The sequence below is a fragment of the Roseinatronobacter sp. S2 genome (genome assembly GCF_029581395.1).
Classification (GTDB): Bacteria; Pseudomonadota; Alphaproteobacteria; order Rhodobacterales; family Rhodobacteraceae; genus Roseinatronobacter.
In genome coordinates, this window is record NZ_CP121113.1 from 1,691,246 (window position 1) to 1,717,943 (window position 26,698).

Annotated in this window: 25 protein-coding genes; 16 read left to right on the top strand and 9 right to left on the bottom strand. The window is 58.6% G+C overall.

Annotated elements, in window-relative coordinates; translation table 11 throughout:
- Positions 1-46 precede the first annotated feature (46 nt).
- Positions 47-1,285 (top strand): peptidylprolyl isomerase, encoded by a 1,239-nt coding sequence (locus tag P8S53_RS08035; protein WP_277806620.1) that lies wholly within the window; start codon positions 47-49, stop codon positions 1,283-1,285.
- Between the two features lie 416 nt (positions 1,286-1,701).
- On the opposite strand, the gene P8S53_RS08040 is transcribed toward P8S53_RS08035, so the two are convergent.
- Positions 1,702-2,733 carry a GlxA family transcriptional regulator gene (locus P8S53_RS08040; protein ID WP_373418519.1) on the bottom strand — a complete coding sequence of 344 codons (1,032 nt, stop codon included), beginning with the start codon at positions 2,731-2,733 and terminating at the stop codon, positions 1,702-1,704.
- A gap of 160 nt (positions 2,734-2,893) precedes the next feature.
- On the opposite strand from P8S53_RS08040, the gene P8S53_RS08045 reads away from it, so the two are divergent.
- On the top strand, positions 2,894-4,261 hold the full coding sequence (locus P8S53_RS08045) for a class II 3-deoxy-7-phosphoheptulonate synthase (RefSeq protein ID WP_277806622.1): 1,368 nt from the start codon (positions 2,894-2,896) through the stop codon (positions 4,259-4,261).
- Between the two features lie 101 nt (positions 4,262-4,362).
- Here P8S53_RS08045 and P8S53_RS08050 read toward each other — a convergent pair whose 3' ends face one another.
- Positions 4,363-4,962 carry a PAS domain-containing protein gene (locus P8S53_RS08050; protein ID WP_277806623.1) on the bottom strand — a complete coding sequence of 200 codons (600 nt, stop codon included), beginning with the start codon at positions 4,960-4,962 and terminating at the stop codon, positions 4,363-4,365.
- 221 nt (positions 4,963-5,183) lie between these two features.
- Between P8S53_RS08050 and P8S53_RS08055 the strand changes: the two genes are divergently transcribed.
- The 4 genes from P8S53_RS08055 (at position 5,184) to P8S53_RS08070 (ending at position 7,788) form a co-directional block, all read left to right on the top strand.
- Positions 5,184-6,086, top strand: a complete 903-nt coding sequence (locus tag P8S53_RS08055; RefSeq protein WP_277806624.1) for a YicC/YloC family endoribonuclease — start codon at positions 5,184-5,186, stop codon at positions 6,084-6,086.
- Between the two features lie 5 nt (positions 6,087-6,091).
- Entirely contained in the window at positions 6,092-6,733 is a 642-nt protein-coding gene (gene gmk / locus P8S53_RS08060; protein ID WP_277806625.1) for a guanylate kinase, read from the top strand.
- A 191-nt stretch (positions 6,734-6,924) separates the two neighbouring features.
- Complete coding sequence (locus P8S53_RS08065; protein WP_277806626.1) at positions 6,925-7,107, top strand: hypothetical protein; 183 nt, start codon at positions 6,925-6,927, stop codon at positions 7,105-7,107.
- Between the two features lie 87 nt (positions 7,108-7,194).
- Positions 7,195-7,788 (top strand): 5-formyltetrahydrofolate cyclo-ligase, encoded by a 594-nt coding sequence (locus P8S53_RS08070; RefSeq protein ID WP_277806627.1) that lies wholly within the window; start codon positions 7,195-7,197, stop codon positions 7,786-7,788.
- A gap of 287 nt (positions 7,789-8,075) precedes the next feature.
- Here the strand turns inward: P8S53_RS08070 and P8S53_RS08075 are convergent, their stop codons facing one another.
- From P8S53_RS08075 to hpt, 4 genes are all read right to left on the bottom strand, one after another.
- Positions 8,076-9,167, bottom strand: coding sequence for an AI-2E family transporter (locus P8S53_RS08075; protein WP_373418520.1), 1,092 nt, complete (start codon positions 9,165-9,167; stop codon positions 8,076-8,078).
- A 192-nt stretch (positions 9,168-9,359) separates the two neighbouring features.
- Entirely contained in the window at positions 9,360-10,280 is a 921-nt protein-coding gene (locus P8S53_RS08080; RefSeq protein WP_277806629.1) for a cytochrome c, read from the bottom strand.
- A 98-nt stretch (positions 10,281-10,378) separates the two neighbouring features.
- A complete protein-coding gene (locus P8S53_RS08085) occupies positions 10,379-10,837 on the bottom strand; it encodes a cytochrome c (protein WP_277806630.1) in 459 nt (152 codons plus the stop codon).
- A gap of 86 nt (positions 10,838-10,923) precedes the next feature.
- The gene (gene hpt / locus P8S53_RS08090) at positions 10,924-11,460 is read right to left on the bottom strand and encodes a hypoxanthine phosphoribosyltransferase (RefSeq protein WP_277806631.1); all 537 of its coding nucleotides are present in this window, start codon (positions 11,458-11,460) and stop codon (positions 10,924-10,926) included.
- Between the two features lie 64 nt (positions 11,461-11,524).
- Between hpt and P8S53_RS08095 the strand changes: the two genes are divergently transcribed.
- The gene (locus P8S53_RS08095) at positions 11,525-11,971 is read left to right on the top strand and encodes a type II toxin-antitoxin system RatA family toxin (protein ID WP_277806632.1); all 447 of its coding nucleotides are present in this window, start codon (positions 11,525-11,527) and stop codon (positions 11,969-11,971) included.
- Here P8S53_RS08095 and P8S53_RS08100 read toward each other — a convergent pair.
- The 3 genes from P8S53_RS08100 to P8S53_RS08110 form a co-directional block, all read right to left on the bottom strand.
- Entirely contained in the window at positions 11,962-12,447 is a 486-nt protein-coding gene (locus tag P8S53_RS08100) for a CinA family protein (protein WP_277806633.1), read from the bottom strand. The genes P8S53_RS08095 and P8S53_RS08100 overlap by 10 nt on opposite strands.
- Positions 12,444-12,941, bottom strand: a complete 498-nt coding sequence (locus tag P8S53_RS08105) for a phosphatidylglycerophosphatase A (protein WP_277806634.1) — start codon at positions 12,939-12,941, stop codon at positions 12,444-12,446. The genes P8S53_RS08100 and P8S53_RS08105 overlap by 4 nt, the downstream gene beginning before the upstream one ends.
- A 90-nt stretch (positions 12,942-13,031) precedes the next feature.
- Entirely contained in the window at positions 13,032-14,201 is a 1,170-nt protein-coding gene (locus P8S53_RS08110; protein WP_277806635.1) for a bifunctional 2-C-methyl-D-erythritol 4-phosphate cytidylyltransferase/2-C-methyl-D-erythritol 2,4-cyclodiphosphate synthase, read from the bottom strand.
- A gap of 187 nt (positions 14,202-14,388) precedes the next feature.
- Between P8S53_RS08110 and dusB the strand changes: the two genes are divergently transcribed.
- The 9 genes from dusB (at position 14,389) to hflX (ending at position 26,566) form a co-directional block, all read left to right on the top strand.
- Positions 14,389-15,435, top strand: a complete 1,047-nt coding sequence (gene dusB, locus P8S53_RS08115; protein ID WP_277806636.1) for a tRNA dihydrouridine synthase DusB — start codon at positions 14,389-14,391, stop codon at positions 15,433-15,435.
- Positions 15,432-16,535: a nitrogen regulation protein NR(II) gene (locus tag P8S53_RS08120; protein ID WP_277806637.1), complete on the top strand. Its 1,104-nt coding sequence runs from the start codon at positions 15,432-15,434 to the stop codon at positions 16,533-16,535. The genes dusB and P8S53_RS08120 overlap by 4 nt, the downstream gene beginning before the upstream one ends.
- Positions 16,535-17,929: a response regulator gene (locus P8S53_RS08125; protein ID WP_277806638.1), complete on the top strand. Its 1,395-nt coding sequence runs from the start codon at positions 16,535-16,537 to the stop codon at positions 17,927-17,929. The genes P8S53_RS08120 and P8S53_RS08125 overlap by 1 nt, the downstream gene beginning before the upstream one ends.
- A 167-nt stretch (positions 17,930-18,096) precedes the next feature.
- On the top strand, positions 18,097-20,370 hold the full coding sequence (locus P8S53_RS08130) for a PAS domain-containing sensor histidine kinase (protein WP_277806639.1): 2,274 nt from the start codon (positions 18,097-18,099) through the stop codon (positions 20,368-20,370).
- On the top strand, positions 20,367-21,749 hold the full coding sequence (locus P8S53_RS08135) for a sigma-54 dependent transcriptional regulator (RefSeq protein ID WP_277806640.1): 1,383 nt from the start codon (positions 20,367-20,369) through the stop codon (positions 21,747-21,749). Before P8S53_RS08130 ends, P8S53_RS08135 begins: the two co-directional genes overlap by 4 nt.
- A gap of 96 nt (positions 21,750-21,845) precedes the next feature.
- Positions 21,846-23,222: a Trk system potassium transporter TrkA gene (gene trkA, locus P8S53_RS08140; RefSeq protein ID WP_277806641.1), complete on the top strand. Its 1,377-nt coding sequence runs from the start codon at positions 21,846-21,848 to the stop codon at positions 23,220-23,222.
- Positions 23,223-23,299: 77 nt separating this feature from the next.
- Entirely contained in the window at positions 23,300-24,832 is a 1,533-nt protein-coding gene (locus P8S53_RS08145; RefSeq protein WP_277806642.1) for a potassium transporter TrkG, read from the top strand.
- Positions 24,833-25,007: 175 nt separating this feature from the next.
- Complete coding sequence (gene hfq / locus P8S53_RS08150; RefSeq protein WP_277806643.1) at positions 25,008-25,241, top strand: RNA chaperone Hfq; 234 nt, start codon at positions 25,008-25,010, stop codon at positions 25,239-25,241.
- Between the two features lie 71 nt (positions 25,242-25,312).
- Positions 25,313-26,566, top strand: a complete 1,254-nt coding sequence (hflX, locus tag P8S53_RS08155) for a GTPase HflX (protein ID WP_277806644.1) — start codon at positions 25,313-25,315, stop codon at positions 26,564-26,566.
- Positions 26,567-26,698: the final 132 nt, after the last annotated feature.

Sequence of the window (26,698 nt, forward strand, 5' to 3'; positions counted from 1 at the left end):
CTGAGTGACCATGAAATTTCCAGACCAACCGAACGGACCTGACCTGATGCGTTTTTTCAAATCTTCCATCGTTTCGCGGCTTGGCATTGTGATGATGCTGTGTGTCGCCGGGGTGCTTTGGGCAGCGACAGCCGCACAAGCTCAAGGCACGTTTGCGCCTGCGCGCAAGGTCAATGACCGGATCATCACGAATTATGATGTTGCCCAGCGGGTGGCATTTCTGGAATTGCTGAATACCGGCGCCGCCGATATGCGCCGCGAAGCGCTGACCCGCCTGACCGAAGAGGCGGTGCAACAGGATTATGCGCGCCGTCAGGGCATTCGCGTGACCAGCGACGAGGTGGCCGAGGGGATGGCCGAATTCGCAGCGCGCGTCGAGTTGAGCACAGAAGAAGTGCTGGGCGTCATGCGTGAAAGCGGGATTGATGCCGAAACCTTCCGGCAGTTCGTCACAGTGGGCCTTTTGTGGCGCAAGGTGGCAGAACGCGAATTTCCGGGCGTGGTGTCGGTCACTGACAGTGATGTTGCGCGCGCCCGCGATGTTGCGGCCATTCGCGGCACAACCCGCGTTCTGGTCTCCGAGATATTCCTGCCGAGCGATCCTGAATTCGCCGATGCTGTCGGCCAGATCATGGAAATGATCGATGCCGCACGCACGGCAGAAGAATTTTCCAACATCGCCCGAGAGTTCTCGCTGGCGGGCACCCGCGATCAGGGCGGGCGTCTGGACTGGATGCCATTGGAAAACCTGCCCGGAAATATTGCCGCGCCACTTTCCGTGGCGCGCCCCGGTGAAATCGTTGGCCCGTTGGAATTGAGCGGAGCCTTTGCATATTTCCAGCTGCGCGCCAGTGACAGCACCCGCGATATACCCGCCGACCAGATTGAACTGACCTATAAACGCCTGCTGCTTCCCGGTGGGCGGAGCGAAGCTAACCTTGAACGGGTGGCGCGCATCCGTGCAGGCGTGCGCAGTTGTGCCGAGCTTGGGGGCTTTGCTGGCGACCTTAGCGACGATTCATTGAGCGAGCGCACCGAATTACAGCGCAATATCGCGCAATCCGATGCTGTGGAACTGGCACGCCTTGATCGCAATGAAGTGTCTGCAAACACGGTCGAGGGTAACAATCTGGTAGTTTTGATGCTGTGTGCGCGTGAATTGCAGTTCGAGGACCGCCCCAGTGACAACCGGATGACCGATATGCTGTTCGATCAGCGCATCGGGCGCATGGCGGATGTCAAATTGCAGGAACTGGTCGCAGACGCGGAAATTCGCGACTATTGACGGACGCGCATGGCCGTTGCCTTGCGGTTTGCAGGGGCGGCGATCTTGACTATCACAAAAGCCGCACGGGTTTCTGTGCGGCTTTTGTGTTTGGGGTGTCGTCCGATAAGGTTGAAGCATACGGTTGGCGGGTGGTGCTGGCCTTGTTGAAGTTTCCCAAGGCGCGGAGCAAAGGGCGCAGCCCGCCCACGCCATAGGTCTGGCCGTCCTGCGGCCTGCCGATTACTCTGATGGCAGTCCAAGCCTTTGATCTTGTGAGTATGCAGCCTGCATAAACTGCATTCTTATAATGTCGGATCGGCAGTCTCCGGCCCACCGCTGGCGCGGGCTTTGTCCAAGTCACAACCATCCCCTTAAAGGCCCAAATTACCCAGCCCTGCGATACTGTCTGACATGGCAATGCGACAGGTCCGCGCCTATTGGGGGCTGTCGGACGACCGCGCGCCGCGTTCGCGGTAGGGGGTGGTGTTGTAATGCGCGCGGTAGCATTTTGAAAAATGCGACGGTGACGTAAACCCCGATGCCAGTGCCACGTTGATCACACTCATATCCGTTTGCATCAGCAGGTTGCGGGCACGCTCAAGTCGCAATTCGGTGTAATAGCGTTTTGGACTGCGGTTCAGATAGCGGCGGAACAACCGCTCTAGCTGGCGGGTGGACATGTCCACTTCCTCGGCCAGATCGGCGGGGCTGATCGGGTCTTCGATATGGCTTTCCATAATCTCGATCACGCGGGCCAGTTTCGGGTGCCTGACACCAATGCGCGCAGGGATCGACAGGCGCTGCGTATCGCGATTCGTGCGAATGGACGAATAGATCAACTGGTCAGCCACGGAATTGGCCACCGGACTGCCATGTTCATTGGCGATCATGGTCAGCATCATATCCAGCGATGCCATGCCACCCGCCGATGTGACGCGTGTTCCATCAATCACAAAAACAGATTTTGTCAGGTCGATTTCGGGAAAATCCTCGGCAAAGCCGGTATGGTTTTCCCAGTGGATCGTCGCGCGCCGGTTGTCCAGCAAACCTGCCTTGGCCAAGGCCCAGCCACCGGTGCAGATACCACCGATTATATTGCCATACCGTGCCCGTTTGCGCAGCCACGCCAGAATATTTGGGGTTGTTGCGCGTTTTGCATCCACGCCGCCGCAGACGATGACGGTGGCTTCCTTGTGCAGGTTTTCCATGCCGGAATGAACAGTGACTTGCGTGCCGTTGGAACAAATCACCGGCTGTCCGGTATCGCTGATCAACTGCCAGGTATACAGTGTTGTCCCCGCAACCCTGTTGGCCAGCCGCAAAGGTTCTATGGCCGCAGAAAACGCAATCAGCGTGAATCTGTCCAGCAGCAGAAACGCAAAATGGCGCGGTATTGTTATGGCCGGCTGGGCCGCAGCCGGCTGAACACGGGACGGGGGGGGATTTGTTTTCGTGGAACTTGCCATCTTGGGTGCTGCATCATTCTGATGGATATCGATGGACACAATCAGCTTTCATTCAACGTGACAAGCCCAATCGTGTTTGCATACCCGGCCCCACCTTCGTATAGAGGCACCTGCGGTTGCGACCGCTAACACATCGGATCAAGATAAACCGGAGGGTGCCATGACCAATGGCTGGACGAAATCAACCTGGCGCAACAAGCCCCGGATCCAGATGCCCGATTATCCGGATCAGAATTTGCTGGCCGGTGTCGAAGGGCAGTTGTCGAAATACCCGCCGCTGGTATTCGCGGGTGAAGTGCGCGCCCTGAAACGCAAGCTGGGCGCCGCCGCCAAAGGCGAGGCATTCTTGCTGCAAGGGGGCGATTGCGCCGAGAGCTTCTCTGAATTCACGGCTGATACTATTCGCGACACATTCAAGGTGCTGTTGCAGATGGCGATTGTGCTGACTTACGGTGCCAAAGTGCCTGTAGTCAAGGTTGGCCGTATGGCGGGGCAGTTCGCCAAGCCGCGCTCCGCGCCGATGGAAACTGTGGGCGGCGTGGACCTTCCCAGCTATCGCGGGGATATCATCAACGGGTTCGATTTCACCGCCGAGTCGCGCATTCCGGACCCGAACCGTATGCTGCAAGCCTATACCCAAGCCGCAGCCAGCCTGAACCTGCTGCGCGCTTTTTCAAAGGGCGGGTATGCAGATATGCACCGTGTCCATAACTGGACGTTGGGCTTTGCCAGTGGCGACAAGGCAGAACGCTACCGCGAAATGACAAACCGTATTTCCGACACGCTGGATTTTCTGACCGCTGCGGGCATCACGTCCGAGACCAACAGGGATCTGGCCGAGGTGGATTTCTTCACCAGCCATGAAGCGCTGCTACTGGAATACGAAGAAGCGCTGTGCCGGATCGACACCACCTCTGGCATGCCAGTGGCGGGGTCGGGGCACCTGATCTGGATTGGTGACCGGACCCGTCAGCCAGACGGTGCGCATGTCGAATTCTGCACAGGCGTTCAAAACCCGATCGGCCTGAAATGCGGGCCATCCCTGAGCGCGGATGACCTGAAGACGCTGATTGCCAAGCTGAATCCCGAGAACGAGCCGGGCCGCCTGACATTGATTGCACGCTTCGGCGCAGGCAGCGTTGGCGATCATCTGCCACGCCTGATAAAGGCCGTGCAGGAAGAAGGGGCGAATGTGCTTTGGACCTGTGATCCGATGCATGGCAACACCATCAAGTCATCAACCGGATACAAGACGCGCCCGTTTGATTCGGTGTTGCGCGAAGTGTGCGAATTCTTTGCTGTGCATAATGCAGAAGGGACCATTCCGGGCGGCGTTCATTTTGAAATGACCGGTCAGGATGTGACTGAATGCACGGGCGGCCTGCGTGCCGTGTCGGACGAGGATTTGTCGCAGCGCTATCACACAGCCTGCGATCCGCGACTGAATGCCAGCCAGTCACTTGAACTGGCCTTTCTGGTTGCAGAACAGCTTGTCGGGCGCCGCGAGAAGCTGGCCGCTGCCATGTAAGTCTGCGGGCCGCAGGGCATGTATTGAACATAAAAAAAACCGCGCCGGGGCAGATGCACCGGCGCGGTTTTCGCTCGGGTCGCGGTTGAATTGTCGGACGCCTACGCCTTGCCGCCCTTGATGACGCGCAGGAACGACGCCGCCTTCGATGGCAGTTCCGGTTCAGGCAGAATCTGCGGTGCCGCAAGTCCGAAGCGGCGGGGGGTGCGACCGATCTGCCCCTTGTGCCCGACTACGCCCAGAACGCGGGAAATGCGCCCCTTGCTGTCGCATAGTGGCATCATCGCCAGCAACCCGTCCAGTTGGGGCCGACCATAGCCTTCTTCGCCCTGCAAGGACAATGTCACGCGCGCGCCACGGCTGACCTGTTCGCACGCTGTCATGATTTCTTCGCGCGCAGTGCCGCAAAACAGCGTGGTCAATGGCATGCCGCGCATGTCCATCCCTGTCATTTCCTCGACGCGATGCCCGATGATGCGCAGCCGCGCCACACGCGGGGTGACCAGTTCTGCCAGAAACACATGTGCCAGAACATCCGACAGGGCGCGCGCATCAACCAGCATCCGGTCGGGGGCCAGCCCCGTCTTTGGCAGTGATGCCCAATAGGTGCAAACGCGGTTGATCATGGAAAAGCTGGCGTCGCGTGTATCAGTCGCGTTCAGCATTGCTGCGTTTCTCGGGGTGAATGCGGATTCGGTCATTGCTATACCTTTCAACTCGGCGGAAGTTCATATGTGGCGCATGGGCGGGACCAGATCTTCCGGCTTTCTGCCGACTTCATATTCTGGCAACATGTCTTAATAAGGCATGAATAGCGCAATTTTTTCCCAATTTCTGCCACATTTTGCGGAAATGGTTAACGCGCGCAGACCCGGCGCGGGCATCTCTGGCTGAACGGGCATTTGTTACAAGGAAAATCGCCATGTATTCGATGACGGGTTTTGCCAGCAAATCCACTGCTACGGCGATTGACGGGGTTGATCTGGACCTTGAATGGGACATGCGTTCGGTGAATGGGCGCGGCCTTGATGTTCGTCTTAGATTGCCGGAAGGTATTGGCTTTATTGAGAAAAAACTGAGGGATCGTCTGGCCGCCTGTGTTTCGCGCGGCAATGTCACCGTGACACTGAAGGCCAGTTTTCGCGGCGTCACTTCGATCGGGATGATAGATCATACCGTGCTGGATGCGGTTCTTGCGGGCATGACCGCAGTGACCGCCAAGGCGCAGTCGATAGGGGTTCAGCTGTCGGCCCCGTCTGCCCTTGATGTGCTGGCATGGCGTTCGGTTATGCCCTCGGGACATGATTTCGCCGCATTTGACACCGCGAATCTGGGCCAGATTGTGGCGCAGGATTTCGAGTTGCTGCTGCATGATTTCAACGCCATGCGATTAAGCGAAGGACAGAAGCTTGCGCAGGTCATCGATGCAATGCTGGACAGGATTGACGCGTTGACCATGGCCGCCCGTGACCTGCTGCCAGAACGCAGGCGGGCACTGGCCGAGGCGATGCGCAAAGCCGCAGAGCACCTGACCGAAGCTGTGCGCCCAGACGGTGCGCGGATTGAACAGGAGCTTGCCCTGATTGCGATCAAGGCAGATGTCACTGAAGAGCTGGACAGGTTAAGCGCGCATTGTGACGCCGCGAAGGATCTGTTGCAGCAAGATGGGGGCATTGGGCGCAGGCTTGATTTTCTGACACAGGAATTCAACCGCGAAGCAAATACCCTGTGTTCCAAAGCGCAACATCTTGGGCTAAGCAGGATTGGACTTGAACTGAAAGCCGTGATCGATCAGATGCGCGAGCAAGTTCAAAACCTGGAGTAACCACTATGACACGACGCGGCCTGCTGATCATCCTGTCCTCTCCGTCAGGGGCAGGGAAATCAACATTGGCCAAGCGTCTTATTGCTTGGGACCCGTCCATCCGGTTTTCGGTTTCAGCGACGACACGCGCCCCCCGACCGGGCGAAATGGATGGTCGCGAATATTATTTCCGCACCCGCGAAGATTTCACCGCTATGATTGATGCGGGCGAGATGCTGGAACATGCCGAGGTGTTCGGAAACTACTACGGATCGCCCAAGGGACCGGTGGAACGGGCTATGGCGCAGGGCCACGACACCTTGTTCGATATCGACTGGCAAGGCGGCCAGCAGGTGCGCAATTCATCCCTGGGCAAGGATGTCATCTCAGTCTTCGTGCTGCCGCCATCTATTGCGGAGCTCGAATCGCGCCTGCGTGGCCGCGCCCAGGACAGTGACGAGGTGATCGCGGGGCGGATGCAAAAGTCCCGCGATGAAATCAGCCATTGGGCAGAATATGATTACGTTCTGGTCAATGATGATCTGGACGCCACGGAAAAAGCCCTGTGCGGGATCATTCAGGCCGAACGCCAGCGTCGCGACCGCCAACCGTGGCTCAATGACTTTGTTCGCACGTTGAATACGGAATTTGAGGCGGGCAAGGCCTGATCGCGGTCGCCCGTGTATCGGCGCTGTGCGCGGCCTTTCGGTATGGGGGGCGATGAGCCCGCGATTTTTTGCGCAACAAGCAGTCCGGTTTTTTTTGCGTATATGACAAATATGATTTTGCCGCCCGTTTACATTTGGTTATGATATTTCTTCTATGGATAGCATTTGAAGTTATATGCGGATTTGACAAAATGTTGATACTACCCATGCTGATTGCGATACTGACCGGGCTTGTGTCTGCGGGACTGGTTCTGGTTTCGGGCCATAGCGTGTTCTGGGCATTTGTTGCCTATAGCCTTTTCGGCGGTGCGGGTTTGTTTCTGGCGTCTTTGGCTGTCGTCGCGTCAGATGCGTATATGCGTAATCCCACCTAAGAAAGCCTTAGATAAGACACTGCCGGTTTTGCTTTCCGTCTGTTCGTGCTGCATAAGGTGCGAAACCCCCAAACATGGCAGGACAGGATGCAAAGCGACATTTCCACCCGAAAAGCATTGGCCCGTGCGGAGGCCACAACGCGCAGGAATGCGGCGTTTCTGGCGGACCAGTCCGGCACGGATGCAGATACCGCAGCGGTTTGTTTCAACCAATTGTTGAGCATGCGGTTTGGTGCCGATCTGGCGGGAATCGCGTTGGCAGGGTACATGCCGATGCGATCAGAACTAAGCCCGCTGGCCATCATGACACACCATCCCGGACCTGTTTGTGTGCCCGTCATCGCGGGTGCAGGCCTGCCGCTGGAATTTCACCGATGGACGCGAGAAACGCGAATGACTGAAGGACCGTTCAAGGCACTGATTCCCGCACAACGCGACCCGGTGACGCCCAAGGCCCTGATCGTGCCGCTGCTGGCATTCGACCGCAACGGCTATCGGCTGGGCTATGGTGGCGGGTTTTACGACCGGACGTTGGAAAAGCTGCGCAACGCAGGCTCCGTGCTTGCAATCGGTCTGGCGTTCGATGCGCAGATATGTGACGCGCTTCCGGTCGAAGATACAGACCAGCAACTTGATGCGGTGGTGACAGGCAGCGGCGTCGTTTGGTCAAGGCTGGATTAGATCATGTCGCGCAAAGCGGGAACCGGTTTTGCGCGTCCGGCACATGCGTTATCAGAAGGCTGGAGTGGGTCGTGTGAATGCAAATCAACACGACGCGCTCTGGCGGCTGTTTCATATTCTGGGTTTGCTGTGTCTGCCGAGGGCATCTGCCGGATTGTCTGCACCAGCGGCGCTTCTGGACGTGCCATAACGCCGGGGCAGGTGCACTGCGCCGCCCCCGCACCCAAGAACCGGATGAACTGCAAGCCCCGTTTTGGGGGCACTCAATGCAGGTTCAGGCAGGCGCCTTATTCTGCGCCGACAACCCGCTGAAAAGCTTGTTCATCTTCATCAAGACTATCGGGTGATACAGGCGTTAATGGAAATTCTTCTTCTGGCAGCCCCTCGCGCGACAGCAGCACCGCGACAGGGCGGGCCGCGGGAATATGGGAACAGACTATCATGACCACCACCATGAAGGGCACGGCAAGGAACATGCCGGGTATGCCCCAGACCGCGCCCCAGAACGCCAGTGAAATGATGATCCCGAATGACGACAGGCGCAGTGTCTTGCCCATCAGCATCGGGTCGATGACATTTCCCAGAAGAAACTGCGCCATGCCCGCCAGAACAAAAATCAGCACGGCGGTAGACGGTTCTGCGACCTGAATATAGGCCACAAGCGTGACAATCAGCGTTGCAATAATGGACCCGACAGACGGGATGAAGTTCAACACAAAGGTCAACAAGCCCATTGCCGCTGCGAATTGCAGGTCAAAGACCTTCATGATCAGGAACACCACAATGCCCGTCACACTGCTGATCAATGTTTTGACCAGCAGGTAGCGGTTTACCCGCCGGATGATGGACCCGATAATGGCATTCACACGTTTTGCCTGTTCCTTATGGGTCATCAGGTTTTCAAGCTTGGTGTCGAACCAGACCCGTTCGGCGAACATGAAGCCCACAAACAGAATAATCAGCACCGACTGGCTAAGGATTGTGCCCGCCTGACCGGCGGCAGAGCGCAGATAGCCTGAAATTTCGATACTGCGCATCGTTTGCAGCACCGATTGTTCCACATCCTCGCCCATCCACGAAAACATCTGCGCAATCGCGCTTTGTGCGTCATCGGTGTAGGACAATGTTGTGGTCAGCACGGTATTTATCTGCGAAATCACCAGCCCCGCCAGTGTCAGCAACCCCGACGCAATCAGGAACACCGCCGCGACAGAGGCCAGCCAGTTGGTAATTCTGAAATTGCCCAGCCGCAGGCGGGAAATGGAATTTATTGCGTCCGATGTCAGCGAAAACAGGATAATCGCAATCGCCAGTGCGATCAGAATGAATTTTGCCTGCACCAGCAAAAACAGGATGACGGCAAATGCAATAATGCCCATCAGCCATGTCTGTAGCCTGAATTTTTCGCCAAAAGTCAGACGGTTGACTGTTGAAAGGCGCGGGTTTTCCGGTTGGTCTGGCATCTGATCCTGAATGACTGACGGTTTCGCACGGTTCGAAATAAGTATGGGCGCGATTGCGGCAACGCACAACCCCGCACACGCCTGCGGCCCTGTCAAAATGCGGCGCGGTTATGGGTTGGTGCGCAGGATGTAGGCGGCAATCGCGTCAAGTTCGGATTTGTCCAGTTGTTGAAGGCTGTTGACAACCGCAGCCATCGACCCACCCACAACATCAAAATCCGGCGTGAACCCGCTTTCAAGATAGGCGCTTATGTCAAACAGTGACCAGTTGAAATCCGGCCCTGAAATTGCGGGAATGCGCCCTTGTCCTGAGGGGTTGGGCGCGCCCAGCATCCATTGGCTGACGTCCAGCGCACCAAGGGCGTTGCGCGGGGTGTGGCATTCGGCGCAATGGGCCAGCGCTTCGGACAGGTAGCGCCCGCGTGCTTCGGTTTGGGTCAGATCGCCTGTGATGGTCCAGTCATCATCCAGATACAGCGCTTTCCACACCCCGACGCTGCGCCGTATGTTGAACGGAAACGCCAGATCATGCGCGCGTGACGGTGTGGCATCTGCGGGCAGGGTGGTCATGAAGGCATAAAGATCCGCAATGTCCTGCGGGTCTGCCTTGATATATGCAGTATAGGGGAAAGCCGGATAATAATGCTGCCCATCCGGTGAAACGCCCGCCATCACGGCATTTATGAATTCATCCTGTGACCACGCGCCGATCCCATGGACCGGATCGCTGCTGATATTCGGGGCATGGAAGGTGCCGAAATCAGACGCAAACGCCCGCCCGCCCGCAAGAACCAGCGGGTCGGCATCTGACGCGGGCGCCATGTGGCATGATGCACAGCCGCCTGCATGGAACACGGCCTCTCCGTTTTGTGGATCACCCGTCAGGCCCGCGATGCGCGCCGCCGATACGGGTGTTGGCGCACTTACCCACCAAAGGGTCGCGGCGACCGCCGCGCCGCCAATGGCCACCCCGGCCAGTAGTGTCAGAACCGGCTTATTGCTGCGTGAATATGGGTCTGGTGTGGTCATGATGATGGTGCATTCGGATATGTGTCAATTACAGGGAAACGCCCGCGCGACACAGCCGCACGGGCGCCTCTTTTCGTGTCTAACCCGCGCTGGTCCGGTCAGCTTGCTTCTGCGCGGTAGGTCTGATGACAGGCCTGACAGGCCGCGCCAAGCGCGCCGACAGCGGGACGCAGCGCGTCCATTCCGTCACTTGCAACGGCCTGCACGCCTTCAGCGGCTGTCTGAAGGTCGGTAAATTTCGCGACAAAATCATCCAGGTTTTCCCAGATGGCTGGCAAGGCGCGTGTGCCGTCAACGCTGTCTGCGTCGGTTCCTTCGGGCCACAGGCGGCTTTGGTCATGGCGGGTTATGTGAAACAGGTTGTCGGCCGCGGTTTGCGCAAGATCGGCGTCATAATCCACGCGTCCCTGCGCCATGCCGCCCAATACTGCAAAATTATGGACGATCAGGTTGAACTGGCCCTGACGTTGCCCAATTTCGGGATTTTCCTGCGCCAAAACAGGCAAGGCAAGAAAGCTGCAAATCAGGCTTGCGCCAAAAACGGAACGTGGCTTCATGAATATCCCTCAGGCTGGTTAATACTGGCACCTTCACCTTACGATGCCGCCCGCGAAGATCAACACACGGGCGCGTGATGCCGCCCTCAGGTGAAGCGCACCTTGCCGATATAGGGCAGGTTGCGGTTTCTTTGGGCGTAGTCAATGCCGTAGCCAACCACAAATTCATCAGGAATTTCAAATCCGGTCCATCTGGCGCGAATATCCATTTCGCGTCTGGATGGTTTGTCCAGAAGCGCGCAGACTTCCAGCCGCGCGGGGCTGCGCGCCAACAACATTTGCAGCACATGGCTAAGCGTGTAGCCTGTATCCACAATGTCTTCGACAACCAGCACATCCCGCCCCGCTATTTTTCCGCTAAGATCCTTGAGAATGCGCACCTCGCGGGCGGATTGGGTGGAGTTGCCATAGCTGGACGCTTCCAGAAAATCGACCTCGACGGGCAGGTCGATCTCGCGCACCAGATCGGCAATAAACACAAACGACCCGCGCAGCAGACCGACCACGACCAGCTTTTCGGTGCCCGCAAAATCGCGGGTGATTTCGCTCGCCAGTTCCTCGACCCGTGCCGCGATTTGCTTGGCGCTGATCATCTGGTCGATGACATAAGGTTTTTGCGTCATTTCAGCCTCTTGATTTTTCGGGCCGACTTTAGGACATGTGCACAACACAGGAAAGAGTGAACACATGCCGCAGCATCATGAGCACCGCGATATGCCGTATACAGCGCAGCAGATTTTCGATCTGGTGGCAGATGTGGCGCGCTATCCGGAATTCCTTCCATGGACGTCGGCTGCGCGAATCCGTTCGCGCAAGCCAATCGATGGCGGCGAGGAGCTGGAGGCCGATCTGGTCATTTCCTTCAAGGTGTTCCGCGAACGCTTTGGCAGCCGCGTCAAACTGTTCCCCGACAAGGGAGAGATTGACACCGCCTATATTGACGGGCCATTCAAGTATATGCAGTCACGCTGGCAGGTTCAGGACAATCCGGCGGGCGGGTGCGTGGTGGATTTTCATGTCGATTTCGAATTCCGCAACCCGGTGCTGCAAAAGCTGATCGGCGTTGTGTTCGATCAGGCCATGCGCCGGATCGTGGGCGCGTTTGAAGCGCGCGCCAAGGCCCTTTACGGCTGATCATCAGCGCTGGTCAGTGCCTGCAACATCAGACTCAGGGCATGCGCGACAGTGGCCTGCCGGACATTTGCGCGGCCCAGTGGCCCGAATTCGACCGTTTCCACGCGGACGCCCTGCGCATCTGCCAGCGCGAAGCACACGCGCCCTTCGGGTTTGCGCTCCGACCCGCCGGGGCCTGCAATGCCGGTCACTGCGACCGCCAGCCCCGCTGCGGACCGCGCCAGTGCCCCTTGCGCCATCTCTGCCGCCACCTGTTCCGACACCGCCCCGAAGGCGTCCAGTGTTGCGGCCTGCACCCCCAGCATCTGTTCCTTCGCGGCGTTTGAGTAGGTGACAAACCCGCGATCCACCACATCCGATGATCCCGCAATATCGGTCAGCGCGGCAATGATCATGCCGCCGGTGCAGCTTTCGGCTGTGGCAATCCTCACCTTGCGCGCGCGGGCTGCGCGCAAAACATCATCGGGCTGGGTCATACCATCAAGACCCCATGCGCAAGGACGGCCAGCACGATGACCACCACCGCCGCGAACGCGCCCGCGATCATGTCATCCAGCATCACGCCCAGCGGTGTGTGTAACCTGTCGGCCCAGCCCACAGGGCCGGGTTTCAGAATATCAAACGCCCTGAATGCGATGAAGGCCACAATCCAGCCCGGCCATAATGCCGATACCGCCACGCCTTGCATCATTGCGCCGATTGACACGGGCCACAGCGCCAGCCACATGCCCGCCACTTCATCAATCACAATCTCTGACGGGTCGGGGTCTGCCATGCCGCGGGTTTCCTGAATGGTGACCCACCAGCCCAGCAGGAACACCAGCGCTGTGGCCAGCGCCAGCAACCAGAACCCGCCCAACACATGCAGACCCCATGCCACAGGCAGCGCGGCCACAGTGCCCCATGTTCCGGGCGCGGGCCGCAACAGCCCCGCCCCGAAAAAAGTTGCAATCAGACGTGTCATGCGCATGCCGCACTCCTTTTCATCTTGCCCCCAAATACTCTCGGGGGTGAATGGGCCGCAGGCCCAGAGGGGGCAGAATGCCCCTTTACTGTCCCATCACTGTGCAATCAGGCATGCGGTTGCAAGCGCTGCAATGCCTTCTTCGCGGCCGGTGAAGCCCAGTTTTTCCGATGTGGTGGCCTTCACGCTGATGCGCGCCACGTCAATGCCCGTGATGTCTGCAAGCGCGTGGCGCATGGCTTGTGCATGCGGGCCAATCTTGGGGTATTCGCAAATCAGTGTCACATCGCAATTGCTGATGCGAAAGCCACGCCTGCGCGCCAGTTCCACCGCATGGCGCAGGAAAATGTGACTGGCCGCGCCCTTCCATTGCGGGTCGCTGGGGGGGAAGTGCTGGCCGATATCGCCTTCGCCAAGCGCACCATAGATGGCATCGCTCAGCGCATGCATACCAACATCGGCATCCGAATGGCCTTGCAATGCGCGATCATGGGGGACCAGCACGCCGCACAGCCAGCAGCCGTTTCCCGCCCCGAAGCGGTGCACATCAAATCCGTTTCCCAGCCTGATATCCATCGCCTGCCCACTCCCTTCATGCAAACCCGTCTTTTTCCGTAGGATAGCATCCGCACGGTCAAAATCAGCAGGATATGTCAGCTTGAAATTATCTTCGCAACCTTGTGTTATGACAACATCATGTCCCGCCAGACGCGCAATTTCCACGTCATCATCGGCGGGGCCGGTATGTGCGCGATGCGCCGAATGGATGGCCGTAAAATTAAACCCCTGTGGCGTTTGCGCGCGGTAAAGCCCGTCGCGGGGCACAGCCCCACAGACAACCCCATCCGCACCCTGCCACAACGCATCACTGACAGGCAGTGCAGGTGCGGCCGCTGGTGCGGTTTCAAGGGCTGCAAGAACGCCGTTGATGACTGCGGCGGCGGCGAACGGGCGCGCCCCGTCATGAATCAACACTTTGTCGGGCGGGTCCGGTGCCAGTGCATCCAGTGCGGCGCGAACCGATTGAATGCGCGTCGTACCACCCGCCACGATCTGCACGCCGCTTAGGTCCAGATCTTGCGCGCACGCGAAATCGTCAGGGTGCAGCACCAGAACCAGCCGCGTCAGCCCGCCGTCGCGCAGCGCGTCCAGCGTATGCGCCAGAACCGGACGGTTGGCCAATCTGCGCCATTGTTTGGGCGTGCCACTGCCTGCGCGGGTTCCGCGCCCGGCGGCGACAATGATTGCAGCGATGCTATGCGTCATGTCGGGCCTCTTGCTTGCGCGACTGCTATAGGCTGAAGCAGGGGGTGCTGACAATCCACGCGTTGACGGATCATGCGTGATTAAAATATAGGCGCTTGATGAAATTCGCGTCACAGCTTTGGTTAGTTCGTTTGCGCTGCGTGGTCCATTGGGTGTATGGCGGCTGTAGAACTTCAGGATAGGGCGCATGACGGCAACCAACACAGCACTGGACAGGATCACGTTGACGGGCGCTGACAGGCGCGTGACTATCACGCCCCCGGTGTTGCTGGCCCCCTTGGCGGGGATCACCGATCTGCCATTCCGTCGCGTGGTGGCGCAGTTCGGGGCGGGGTTGGTGGTGTCGGAAATGGTGGCCAGTCAGGAAATGGTGCAGGCCAAGCCATCGATGCGCGCCCGCGCCCGCAGCGAATTGGGTCTGGGCGAGGCGCGCACCGCCGTGCAGATTGCAGGGCGCGACCCGCATTGGATGGCGCAGGCCGCCCGCATGGTCGCGGATGGCGGGGCCGAGGTGATCGACATCAATATGGGCTGTCCCGCCAAGAAGGTTGTGGGCGGCATGTCAGGCTCGGCCCTGATGCGCGAACCTGATCACGCCCTGCGCCTGATTGATGCAGTGGTGGGCGCTGTGTCCATTCCGGTCACGCTGAAAACCCGTCTGGGCTGGGATGATGATTGCCTGAACGCCGCGCATCTGGTGCAGCGTGCTGCGGCGTCGGGTGTGCGGATGGTCACCATTCACGGCCGCACCCGCTGCCAGTTCTACAAAGGGCAGGCCAACTGGCGCGCGATTGGTGATGTGGTGCGCGCCACGCATATTCCGGTTATCGCCAATGGCGATATTTTGTGCGCTGACACCGCGCGCGCGGCCCTGTCGCAATCGGGCGCGGCGGGGGTGATGGTCGGGCGCGGGACGCAGGGGCGGCCATGGGTTCTGGCGCAGATTGCGGCAGATCTGTTCGGACAGCCGCACCCTGATGTGCCGACAGGGTCTGCACTGGTTGATCTGGTGGCTGCGCATTATGAAGACATGCTGTCGTTTTACGGCACCGCGCTGGGCATGAAGGTCGCGCGCAAACATCTGGGGTGGTATGCACAATATGCGCAAGGGTGCGCGCAGCTGCGCCGGCACATGCAGACATCGCATGAACCCGCACAGGTTTTGCGGCTTTTGCCCGACGCTCTTTCTCCGGTGGCTGATATGGGAGTGGCTGATATGGGGCAGGCCGCATGACACCACCGGTTACAGGGGCAATCTGGTCTGCGCTTCCCTTGCCTGCGCTGATGGTCGGGGTGGTGAAAGGCCAGGAAACTATTGTGGACTGCAACCCTTCGGCCGAGCAGTTTCTGGGCGTGTCGCGGCGCGGCGTGCTGGACCGCGCATTGGCGCAGCTTATGCAAATGGATGCGTCGCTGGATGTCGCCCTGGAGCGGTGCCGGGCCAATCGCGCGCCGGTTTTCATCAACGATGTGCATCTGACCATTGGCATCCGCGCGCCGGTTCAGTGCTCGTTGCAACTGGCGCTTATCGGGGACAGTCAGGATCTGGTGTTGTTGCTGATCAACCCGCGCGAAATCGCGGGCAAGCTGGGTCAGGCAGAAGGTATCCGCCAATCCGCGCGATCGGTCATCGGCATGTCGCAGATGCTGGCGCATGAAATCAAGAACCCGCTGGCAGGGATTGCAGGGGCCGCGCAGCTTTTGTCGATGAACCTGCGCGCTGAGGACCGTGAACTGACCGATCTGATTGTCGAGGAAACACAGCGTATTGTGAAACTTCTCAATCAGGTGGAACAGTTTGGAAACCAGCGCCCGCCAGATTGTGGGCCGGTCAATATTCACGATGTGCTGGAACGCGCGCGCCGGTCCGCTGCGGTAGGTTTTGCCGCGCATATGCGCATTACCGACAGTTATGACCCGTCATTGCCGCCTGTCTGGGCCGATCCTGACCAGTTGTTGCAGGTGTTTCTGAACCTGTTGAAAAATGCATCACAGGTCCAGCCCGCCGGTGGGCGGATACGCATCAAGACCTATTTCGAGCAATCGCTGAGGGTGCGCGGTGGCCATGGCGAGGATGTGGCCCTGCCCATCCATATTGAAATTATAGATGACGGGCCAGGCCTGCCTGAAGACATTGCGGGTGACATTTTCGACCCCTTCGTGTCCGGGCGGGAAAATGGCACAGGTCTGGGGCTTGCCTTGGTGTCCAAGATCATATCAGCGCATACCGGCTGGATCAGCGTAGACAGCAAACCTGGCCGGACCGTGTTTCGAATTTCCCTACCCCGCGCGCCGCAGGCGCCGCAGGAGCCAATCCCAACGGAGTATGCCTGATGGACGGAACTGTCCTTGTCGCTGATGATGACCGAACAATCCGAACCGTATTGACGCAGGCGCTGACGCGAGCAGGCTGCAAGGTCCATGCGACTTCCAGCCTGACAACGCTGTTGCGCTGGGTCGAGGAAGGCCGCGGCGATCTGGTGATTACAGATGTCATGATGCCAGACGGCAACGGGATCGAAATGATCCCGAAAATCAGTCAGGAACGTCCTGACCTGCCGGTTATCGTGATTTCAGCGCAAAACACCATCATGACTGCCATTCAGGCCAATGAAGTGGATGCGCATGATTACCTGCCCAAACCCTTTGACCTGCCGGAATTGCTGAAGCGGGCAGGGGCTGCGATGAAGAACCGCAGGCTGATGTCGTCGACCGAAGTTGTCAACCGCCCCGCATCGGCGCCACCGCGTGGTGATGTTCTAAGTATGGACGGGCTGCCGCTGGTCGGGCGCACACCTGTGATGCAGGAACTGTACCGGCTGATTGCGCGGGTCATCAATTCGGCCATGCCGGTTCTGATAACGGGGGAGTCGGGCACAGGGAAATCCTTGATCGCGCGTACCCTGCATGATTTGTCTGACCGGCGCGGCCAGCCCTTCATCAGCGCCACATCCGAAGATTTCCGTTCGCCCGATGGCGCGCAAACGTTGTTGTCGCGGGTGCGCGGGGGCACATTGTTATTCGATGAACTGGGCAGCTATGACGACGAGGCGCAGTTGCGTGCCGCGCGCGTTCTGGACATGGTGCAGGATGACGGCCCGCGCATCATGGCAACCGCGCAGTCAAACCTTGCCAAGGCACTGGCCGAAGGAAAACTGCGCGAAGATTTGTATTACCGCCTTGGCGGGGTCACGCTGAATGTGCCTGCCTTGCGCGAACGCATTGATGATCTGGAACCGCTTGCGCAGCATTTTCTGGGGCAGGCCGCCGAAGACGGGGCCATCCAGCGTAAACTGTCGCCTGATGCACTGGAACTTGTGCGGGCCTATTCCTGGCCCGGCAATGTGCGCCAGTTGCAAAACACCTTGCGTCGCCTGACACTGACAGGTGTAGAGGCGGTGATTTCGCGCACTGAAATGGAAACTGCGCTGAAAAGCCAGCCAAGCGCCGCTGCAATCGGGGCGAATTTCAGCGGGGAAACCCTGTCCGAGGCGGTGGCGCGCCATCTGCGGCGGTATTTTGACCTGCATGGTCAGGATTTGCCGCCGCCGGGGCTGCATGCGCGTATTTTGCGTGAAATCGAAACACCGCTGATCGAAATTGCGTTGGATGCGACTGGGGGCAATCAGGCGCGCTGTGCTGATCTGTTGGGAATTAACCGCAACACATTGCGCAAGAAGATCACCGAACTGGAAATTGAAGTATCGCGCAGGCGCAAACTGACGTGATACGGGCGGCATCTGGGCGTGTAGCGCGTTTATGCGCCCTGCCGCTGTTTGATGTAGAATTACCACAGTTGATGTGTCATTCTGGCCGCAACAGCGTTAAGCTGAATGACAGGTCGTTGTAATTGCGACCGAAGCGGTGGTGGTGGGGTGCCTTGTCAGAATTGGGTTTGACGCAAGATACAGGGGCTGCGGGGCGGTTTTCGCGCCTTTGGAACCCGCGTTTTTCAGCAGTTGCGACTGTGTTGCTTATATTGCTTGGGCCAGCACTGGTTTTGTTGACCCTGCTTGCCCTTGGCCCGCTTAGCGAAACGGTCGAATCCAGCGGCTTGTTCCTTATTCTTCTGGCCGATCTAGTCTATATCCTGATTGCTGCGGGCCTTGTCGCTGTGCGGGTGGCGCGGCTGGTTGCGGCGCGGCGGTCTGATTCTGCGGGGTCGAAGTTGCATTTGCGGCTGTCGACATTGTTTGCGGCAATCGCGCTGGTGCCCACAATTACAGTTGCGGTGTTCGCCGCGTTAACAGTGAATGTCGGTCTGGAAGGATGGTTTTCGGACCGTGTGCAGCGCGTCGTCGGCGCATCCCTTGCCGCAGCAGAGGCGTATCAGTTTGAACAGGAACGCGATCTGCGCGTCGATACCCGCGAGTTGGCAGAGTATCTGGACACGGCGCGGCGCGTCTTTCCGTTCATGGATGAAGGAGATTTGCGCAACCTGTTGTCCGAAGGGCAGGCCGGTATCCAGCGCGGGTTGCGCGTGGCATTCGTGGTGGATGGCACAGGTGAATTGCGTTCGCGCGGGGAGAGGTCCTACAGGTTTAATTTCACGCCACCGGAACCGGATTCGATTGCCGCATCACGCGATGATATTGTTGTCATAAGAGATTGGCAAAACAATGAGTTCCGCGCCATTGTTGCTTTGAATAATTTTGTTGACCGCTATCTTTACGTCGCCCGCGAAGTGGATGGCGAAATTCTATCGCTGCTGGATGAAACGCGCGAAACGGTGGCGCTGTATCAGCAACTGGAACAGGAACGCGGGCAGTTGCTGTTTCAGTTTGCAGCACTGTATCTGGGCTTTGCATTGATCCTGATTCTGGGTGCCGTATGGCTGGGCTTGTCCTTTGCCGAACGCCTTGCGCGCCCGGTGGGGCGTCTGGCCGAAGCGGCGCAGCGTGTGGGTGCGGGTGATTTCGATGTGCAGGTCGAACTGGCGCGCAGCGATGACGAGATTACGCTTCTGGGGCGGGTGTTTAACCAGATGACCACGCAGTTGAAGGGCCAGCACGAAACGCTGGTTGAAAACAACCGCCAGATCGAAGCGCGCCGGCGGTTGTTTGACTCCGTACTCGGGTCGGTCACTGCGGGCGTGATCGGGTTGGATGCGCAGGGGCGTCTGGATTTCATCAACAAGGCGGGCGAGGCGCTGATCGAAGCAGATGCAGATATGGCGCATGATTGCGCCCTGGCCGATGTCGTGCCGGAATTCGCGCCCCTTTTGGGGCGTTTGCAGGGCGGTCAGGTTGCCCTTGGACGGGTGCAGGAAGAAGTGCGCCTGTCGCGGTCCGGGCGGTTGGAAACCTTGTTGGTACGCGTGGCCGAACGGCGGCGCAGCGACGGGCGGCTTGAAGGGTATGTCGTGGCCTTCGATGATGTCAGCGATCTGGTCAGTGCGCAGCGCATGGCCGCATGGGGCGATGTTGCGCGCCGTATTGCCCATGAAATCAAGAACCCGCTGACCCCCATCCAGTTGTCGGCAGAACGGATCGACCGGAAGTTTTCGCGCAAGCTGGACACGGAAGATGCCGAAAGCCTGACGCAGCTGACATCGGTAATTGTACGCCAGACCAATGATTTGCGCCGCATTGTTGATGAATTTTCGCGCTTCGCACGCATGCCGGAACCTGACCGCCGCGCACATGATCTTGTGGCGATATTGCGGGACTGCATTGTTTTGCAGGAAAGTGGCCAGCCTGATGTGCGATTCATAAGCGACCTGCCAGACACGCCTTTGGTGCTGGATGTTGACGACACGATGATGGCGCAGGCGCTGACGAACCTGATAAAGAACGCAGGCGAGGCGACAGAGGCCAGACGCGACGCCGAAGGTGCAGCCGCCTATGTGCCCGAAATCCGCATTTCGCTTGCCGTCCATGATGCCGGTTTGAAAATCACGATTTGCGACAACGGGATCGGCTTGCCGGAAGACCGCGCGCGGCTGTTTGAACCCTATGTGACAACGCGCACTGAAGGGACCGGCCTTGGCCTGTCCATCGTGCGCAAGATCATCGAAGAGCATGGCGGCACATTGCGACTGGAGGATGCACCCGTCTTTGATGGATGCGACCATCGCGGGGCAATGGCTGTTATAAACCTGCCACTATTAACTGCGGCAGAACAAAACCTTACCACTAATGAAACACATAACGGGGAAGTTGGGGCATGAGTGACATCCTGATTGTCGATGACGAACGCGACATCCGCGAATTGATATCGGACATTCTGAAGGATGAAGGATATTCAACGCGACTTGCAGCGAATTCCGATCAGGCCATGGCAGAGGTGAACGCAAATGCGCCTGCACTGATGATTCTGGATATCTGGCTGAAGGACAGCAAGATGGACGGGATCGACATTTTGATGAAGGTCAAGCGGTCCAATCCCGATATTCCCATCGTCATCATTTCCGGCCACGGCAATGTCGAGATTGCGGTAGCGGCCATCAAGCAGGGCGCTTATGACTTTATTGAAAAGCCCTTCAATATCGACAAGCTGATGGTGGTGATAAACCGCGCCATGGAAGCGTCGCGCCTGCGGCGGGAAAATCAGGACCTGCGCCGCCGCGATACCCATTCATCCGAACTGATTGGCGAAAGCCACGCGTTTCGCAACCTGTGTGCGCAGCTGGAAAAGGTGACATTTTCCAACGCGCGCATCATGTTCACCGGGCCTGCGGGCAGTGGCAAGGAAGCGGCGGCACGCTTTGTGCATGAAAATTCGGACCGCGCGTCTGGCCCGTTTGTGTGCGTGTCATCTGCTGCGGTGGAACCCGAACGCATGGAAGAAGTGCTGTTCGGGCGCGAAAGCGGCGATCGTGGCGTGGAACCCGGTCTGCTGGAGCAGGCGCATGGGGGGGTCGTGTTCTTTGACGAAGTGGCCGATATGCCGGTCGGCACGCAATCCAAGATTCTGCGTGTTCTGGTTGATCAGCAATTCACCCGTGTGGGTGGTGCGGACAAGGTGCGCGTGGACATGCGCGTGATGAGTGCGACAACCCATGACCTGCCCGCGCTGATCCGCGAAGGGCAGTTCCGGCAGGAACTTCTGGACCGGCTAAGTGTAGTGCCCGTTCGCGTTCCCGGACTTGAAGAACGCCGAGAGGATATTCCCCTTCTGGCCACATATTTCATTGATTTGTTGCATAAATCCCAAGGGTTGCCACGGCGCAGTCTTGAAGATGCGGCGCAGGCGCATTTGCAGACCATGCGTTGGCCCGGCAATATCCGGCAGTTGCGCAATGTGATTGAACGCGCGCTGATCCTTGGGGATGCATCCGCGCCAATCGGCCTTGGGGATCTGCAAAATGACAGCCGCGCGCCCTCGGCTGATATTGACGATACGGCAAAGGTCATCTTGTCGGGTGCATTGACGGCCCTGCCATTGCGCGATGCGCGTGAACTCTTTGAACGCGAATACCTGCTGTCGCAGATTCACCGCTTTGGTGGAAATATCAGCAGGACCGCGAATTTTGTCGGCATGGAACGGTCGGCTTTGCACCGCAAGCTGAAATCACTGGGCGTCAGCACAGCCAAGACCCCAGGCTAGGCGCGTATGTGCCGCTTGCATGCACGCAGCAAGGCTGACAGAAGATGGCGTAAGCGGTCATGTTGTCTGGCCAACCGGTAAAGGAGCGCGCGCGCCATGAAAGTGATTGTCTGTGGGGCCGGACAGGTCGGCTGGCAGATTGCCCGCCACCTGTCGCGTGAAAACAACGATGTGACGATCGTGGACAACAACCCCGCGCTTGTCCAGCGCGCGACCGACACGCTGGATGTGCAAGGGGTGCTTGGCTTTGCCAGCCATCCGGAAGTTCTGGACAAGGCAGGCGCCGCAGATGCTGATATGGTCATCGCTGCGACCTATTCGGACGAGGTCAACATGGTCACCTGTCAGGTGGCCCATTCGGTGTTTGGCGTCACCCGCAAGATTGCGCGCCTGCGCCAGCAAACCTATCTTGAACGCCAGTATGCAGGGCTGTTCCGGCGCGAACATATGCCCATTGATGTCATCATCAGCCCTGAGCGAGAGGTGTCGCTGGCCGCGCTGAAGCGGGTGGCCTATCCGGGTGCGTTTGATGTGCATGAATATTTTGACGGCAAGGCATTGTTGATGGGCATGACGCTGCATGTGGAATGTTCTGTGCTGAACACACCCTTGCGCCAGTTGTCCGACCTGTTTCCGACATTGCGGGTCATGGTTGCCGGTGTCCGGCGCGGCAAGCGCCTGTTTGCCCCCGAACCCGAAGACCAGTTATTCGAAGGCGACCAGATCTATGTCCTGACCGATGCGCGCGATGTCAGCCGCTGTTTCGAGGTGTTTGGCAAGACCCAGACGCGGCAGGAACGGGTTCTGGTGATCGGTGGCGGCAATGTGGGCCTGAGCGTTGCCAGCATGCTGGAATCGCAGCCGGAACGCGTGCGCGTCAAGGTGATAGAGCGTGACAGGGCGCGCGCCGAAAAGGCGGCGGATATGCTGGTGCGGTCTATCGTGCTGCATGGCGACGGGCTTGACGCCGAATTGCTGAACGAGGCCGGTATCTCCAAGACCGATGCGGTTCTGGTGCTGACTGATGATGACAAGACCAACCTGCTGGCGGCGGTGCGCGCGCAATCGCTGGGGGGTAAGATGTCCATCTCTTTGATCAATGATCCCAGTCTGGTGCCGCTGGCCGATGCCTTGGGGGTTGATGCCTATATCAACCCGCGCGCGCTTACGGTCAGTTCCATCCTGCGCCATGTCCGGCATGGGCGTGTGCGGTCAATCTATATGGTCGGCGACAGAGAGGCAGAGGTGATCGAGGCGCAGGTTCTGGGCACATCGCAGCTTGCCGACCGCGCGGTGCGCGACATTCCTTTTCCTGAAGGGGCGCTGCTGATCGGGGTGCTGCGCAAGGGCGAATTCATGAAACCCACGGGCAGCATGATCCTGCGCGAAGCCGATCTTGTTGTAATCTTTGCATTGTCGGAAGATGTGCCCAAAGTGGACGAATTGTTGCAAGTCGCGGTCGAATTTTTCTGATGTGATGAATAATAACTCAATATCAATTAGTTGGTGTTGATTGTTAAGGCAAATTTCACATCTGCAAGGGGGCGCATATGGCGCATGGTTCGCGTGGAACCGTGATTTTGTTGGTCTTGGTGGCCGTGACTGCCGTGGCAATGATCATTCCCGCGGCAGTCGGCTTTACCTTGCGCGAACATGAAAGTGCGCGTGCCTTCTTGTATTCGGCCGCCCTGTTGGGCAGCTTCACGGCGCTGATCTATCTGGCGAACAAATCGCGCAAGCCCAAAGACAGGCTGATTTCGCACCCGTTCTTCGTGTTGTCGGCGGCCTATGTCATTTTGCCGCTTCTTATGGCCATTCCCCTGACTGAAGCGGTCCCCGGACTTCGCTTTGCGGATGCGTGGTTTGAAATGCTGTCGGGCTTTACCACCACGGGGGCCACGGTGCTGGACGGTGTGCGGGACGGCGCGGTGCCGCGCAGCGTGCACCTGTGGCGCGGCATCACCGGCTGGCTGGGGGGGCTGTTCGTTCTGGTGTATGTGATTGCCATTCTGGCACCAATGAACATGGGCGGGTTCGAGGTGTTGGCCGTGCGCAATGAACGGCGCATGGCCGGACCCGCATTAAGCAAGCAGCTTATGATCGACTACAGCACCGGCGCGGCACCCGATGACACGCTTCAGCGTTTGCGCTTGCAGATCGGGCTGATTGCGCCGCTTTATGCCGGATTTACGCTTTTGCTGTGGGTCGCGCTGTCCATGGCCGGCAACCCGCCGCTTGTGGCGCTTATTCTTGCCATGTCGGCGCTGTCCACATCCGGCATCGTGCCGGGCGCAGGGTGGGAGGTTGCGCCGCTGACCGGGGTGACCGAGGCGCTGCTGGCTGTGTTCTTGTTGCTGGGCCTAAGCCGGACATTCTGGCTTGCTGGCGCGAGAGAGCATGGCGCGCGGCTGAACTTGCGGCAGATCGAAATTGCCTTTGCGGCGGTGTTGCTGGTGGGCTTATGTGCGCTGTTCGTCCTGACATACGCGTTTCACGGCGAGGGGGGGGGCGTGTCCACCTTCGCGCGCGAATTATGGAGTGTTGTCTTCAACGGGCTGTCATTCCTGACGACCACGGGGTTTATCAGCAGCGGCACAGATTTGCAGGACGGCTTCTTTGCGGGGCCTGCGGGCATTGTCCTTTTGGGGCTGGCCCTGATCGGGGGGGGCGTGGCGACAACCGCAGGCGGGCTTAAACTGATGCGGGTTTTCGCGTTGATGTGGCAGGCAAGGTATGAGTTGGAGCATCTGGTTCACCCCGCCGGTGTGGGGGGGCACGGGGCGCATATGCGCGGGTTGCGCACCGAAGGGGCGTTTTCGGCGTGGCTGTTCTTGCTGATCTTCATATTGGGGCTGGGTGTTGTCATGGCGGCCCTGACGATTTTGGGCACGACAATGGAAGATGCGCTGACCTATGCGGTGGCGGCCCTTACAACGACAGGCCCGCTTGTGCATATTGCAGGGTCGGTTTCGCTGACATGGTCCGAACTTGGGGATGCGCAAAGGGCGGTTCTGGGGGCGGGGATGGTGCTTGGCAGGTTGGAATTTCTGTTGCTGTTATCCGTGCTTTGGCCCAGATCGTAGCCTTTGTCCGTGTCTGAAAGCGCCGCAAAGCCGATGAAGTGAAAGAAAATTGCCTTAAATCCTGATTTGTCGCCCAACGGGTCTGGAAGTTTTCCATCTGGCGTTTCATACTGATGACATAGGGAGACGCGGCTCTCTGCGTAAAGCAACAAGCCCAAGACAAAAAGGCAGACGCATGGCCAATGATAAACAGAACTTGCAGGACGCATTTCTGAACCATGTTCGCAAGAACAAGGTTCCGGTGACGGTATTTCTGATTAACGGTGTCAAACTTCAGGGCGTTATTACCTGGTTTGATAATTTTTGTGTGCTTTTGCGTCGCGATGGCCAAAGCCAGCTTGTGTATAAGCACGCGATTTCAACGATCATGCCGGGCCAGCCCATTTCCCTATATGAAGGTGAAAGCTGATCGCACGCGCGCCGGTTGACGTTTCTGAACTTGGTGGCGAGGGGGGCACACGCCCGACCCGCGCTTATGTTTTGCATCCTGATATCAGGTCGGTCGATCGTGGCCGCCTTCCCGAACATGCGTTGTCCGAAGCGCAGGCGCTTGCGTATGCGCTGCCCGGTCTGGATGTTGTCGGCGCAGAGGTGGTGCGCTTGCCAAAGGCGCATCCCGGGCTGTTGTTCGGCACCGGCAAGGTTGAAGAGCTTGGCACCCGCATGGCCGATCTGGATGTGGATCTGGTGCTGATTGACGGGCCGGTCAGTCCGGTGCAACAGCGCAATCTGGAACGCGCATGGGAGGTCAAGCTGCTTGACCGCACCGGCCTTATCCTTGAAATTTTCGCGGACCGCGCGCGCACCCGCGAAGGGGTGTTGCAAGTGGAACTGGCGGCGCTCAGCTACCAGCGCACGCGTCTGGTGCGGGCATGGACCCACCTTGAACGGCAGCGGGGCGGGCTTGGTTTCGTGGGCGGTCCGGGGGAAACCCAGATCGAGGCTGACCGCCGCGCCATTGATGAGCAGATGGTGCGCCTGCGCCGCCAGCTGTCAAAAGTGGCCAAAACCCGCGACCTGCACCGTGCCGCGCGCCGCAAAGTGCCCTTTCCGGTGGTCGCGCTGGTGGGGTATACCAATGCAGGCAAATCCACATTGTTCAACCGCCTGACCGGTGCAGATGTGCTGGCAAAGGACATGCTTTTTGCCACGCTGGACCCGACCATGCGCGCGGTCACCTTGCCCACGGGCAAGCAGGTGATCCTGTCGGACACGGTGGGTTTCATCTCGGACCTGCCGACGCAGCTTGTTGCAGCCTTCCGCGCGACACTTGAAGAAGTGCTGGAAGCAGACCTGATCGTGCATGTGCGTGATATCGCGCATTCGGAAACCGAATCGCAGGCGCAGAATGTGCGGTCAATTCTGGCGGATCTGGGCGTGCGCAAGGAAACGCCACTGGTCGAGTTGTGGAACAAGTCTGATCTTCTGGATGCCGAATCTGCCGAAGCCGTCACCAATCGTGCGGCCCGTGTCGAAGGCGTTTTTCTTGCGTCTTCGGTGACCGGGCAGGGGCTGGACGGGTTTTTTGATGCAATTACCCTTATTCTGGATGATGTGCGCCATCTTGAAACGCTGACCCTTGGATTTGAACAAGGGCGCGCGCGGGCGTGGTTGTTTCAACAAGGTGTTGTCGAGCACGAAGTGCAGACGGATGAGGGAACCAAACTTCAGGTGTTCTGGACAGATCGCCAGAAGCGCAATTTCCGCGATTTGCGGCACGGGACGCAGGGTTAGCAAAAGTTGTTGAATTTCAGCAATTTACAACCTAAAGATGTATTCTGGCTGTAGGATTAGGAGCGCGTTTACCAATTGTGGCAACTTCGCCATATTTGGTTAATTATCCGTCAAGATTCATCGCGCTTTTGC

Excerpts from the sequence above, each read along its gene's own strand:
- P8S53_RS08145 (WP_277806642.1), top strand. The coding sequence starts at position 23,300 with ATGGCGCATGGTTCGCGTGGAACCGTGATTTTGTTGGTCTTGGTGGCC.
- hfq (WP_277806643.1), top strand. The coding sequence starts at position 25,008 with ATGGCCAATGATAAACAGAACTTGCAGGACGCATTTCTGAACCATGTT.
- dusB (WP_277806636.1), top strand. The coding sequence starts at position 14,389 with ATGACGGCAACCAACACAGCACTGGACAGGATCACGTTGACGGGCGCT.
- P8S53_RS08045 (WP_277806622.1), top strand. The coding sequence starts at position 2,894 with ATGACCAATGGCTGGACGAAATCAACCTGGCGCAACAAGCCCCGGATC.
- P8S53_RS08050 (WP_277806623.1), bottom strand. The coding sequence starts at position 4,962 with ATGACCGAATCCGCATTCACCCCGAGAAACGCAGCAATGCTGAACGCG.
- P8S53_RS08065 (WP_277806626.1), top strand. The coding sequence starts at position 6,925 with ATGTTGATACTACCCATGCTGATTGCGATACTGACCGGGCTTGTGTCT.
- P8S53_RS08035 (WP_277806620.1), top strand. The coding sequence starts at position 47 with ATGCGTTTTTTCAAATCTTCCATCGTTTCGCGGCTTGGCATTGTGATG.
- hpt (WP_277806631.1), bottom strand. The coding sequence starts at position 11,460 with ATGACGCAAAAACCTTATGTCATCGACCAGATGATCAGCGCCAAGCAA.
- P8S53_RS08095 (WP_277806632.1), top strand. The coding sequence starts at position 11,525 with ATGCCGCAGCATCATGAGCACCGCGATATGCCGTATACAGCGCAGCAG.
- gmk (WP_277806625.1), top strand. The coding sequence starts at position 6,092 with ATGACACGACGCGGCCTGCTGATCATCCTGTCCTCTCCGTCAGGGGCA.
- P8S53_RS08125 (WP_277806638.1), top strand. The coding sequence starts at position 16,535 with ATGGACGGAACTGTCCTTGTCGCTGATGATGACCGAACAATCCGAACC.
- trkA (WP_277806641.1), top strand. The coding sequence starts at position 21,846 with ATGAAAGTGATTGTCTGTGGGGCCGGACAGGTCGGCTGGCAGATTGCC.
- P8S53_RS08075 (WP_373418520.1), bottom strand. The coding sequence starts at position 9,167 with ATGGGCATTATTGCATTTGCCGTCATCCTGTTTTTGCTGGTGCAGGCA.
- P8S53_RS08135 (WP_277806640.1), top strand. The coding sequence starts at position 20,367 with ATGAGTGACATCCTGATTGTCGATGACGAACGCGACATCCGCGAATTG.
- P8S53_RS08085 (WP_277806630.1), bottom strand. The coding sequence starts at position 10,837 with ATGAAGCCACGTTCCGTTTTTGGCGCAAGCCTGATTTGCAGCTTTCTT.
- P8S53_RS08120 (WP_277806637.1), top strand. The coding sequence starts at position 15,432 with ATGACACCACCGGTTACAGGGGCAATCTGGTCTGCGCTTCCCTTGCCT.
- P8S53_RS08055 (WP_277806624.1), top strand. The coding sequence starts at position 5,184 with ATGTATTCGATGACGGGTTTTGCCAGCAAATCCACTGCTACGGCGATT.
- P8S53_RS08105 (WP_277806634.1), bottom strand. The coding sequence starts at position 12,941 with ATGCGCATGACACGTCTGATTGCAACTTTTTTCGGGGCGGGGCTGTTG.
- P8S53_RS08080 (WP_277806629.1), bottom strand. The coding sequence starts at position 10,280 with ATGACCACACCAGACCCATATTCACGCAGCAATAAGCCGGTTCTGACA.
- P8S53_RS08040 (WP_373418519.1), bottom strand. The coding sequence starts at position 2,733 with ATGGCAAGTTCCACGAAAACAAATCCCCCCCCGTCCCGTGTTCAGCCG.
- P8S53_RS08070 (WP_277806627.1), top strand. The coding sequence starts at position 7,195 with ATGCAAAGCGACATTTCCACCCGAAAAGCATTGGCCCGTGCGGAGGCC.
- P8S53_RS08110 (WP_277806635.1), bottom strand. The coding sequence starts at position 14,201 with ATGACGCATAGCATCGCTGCAATCATTGTCGCCGCCGGGCGCGGAACC.
- P8S53_RS08100 (WP_277806633.1), bottom strand. The coding sequence starts at position 12,447 with ATGACCCAGCCCGATGATGTTTTGCGCGCAGCCCGCGCGCGCAAGGTG.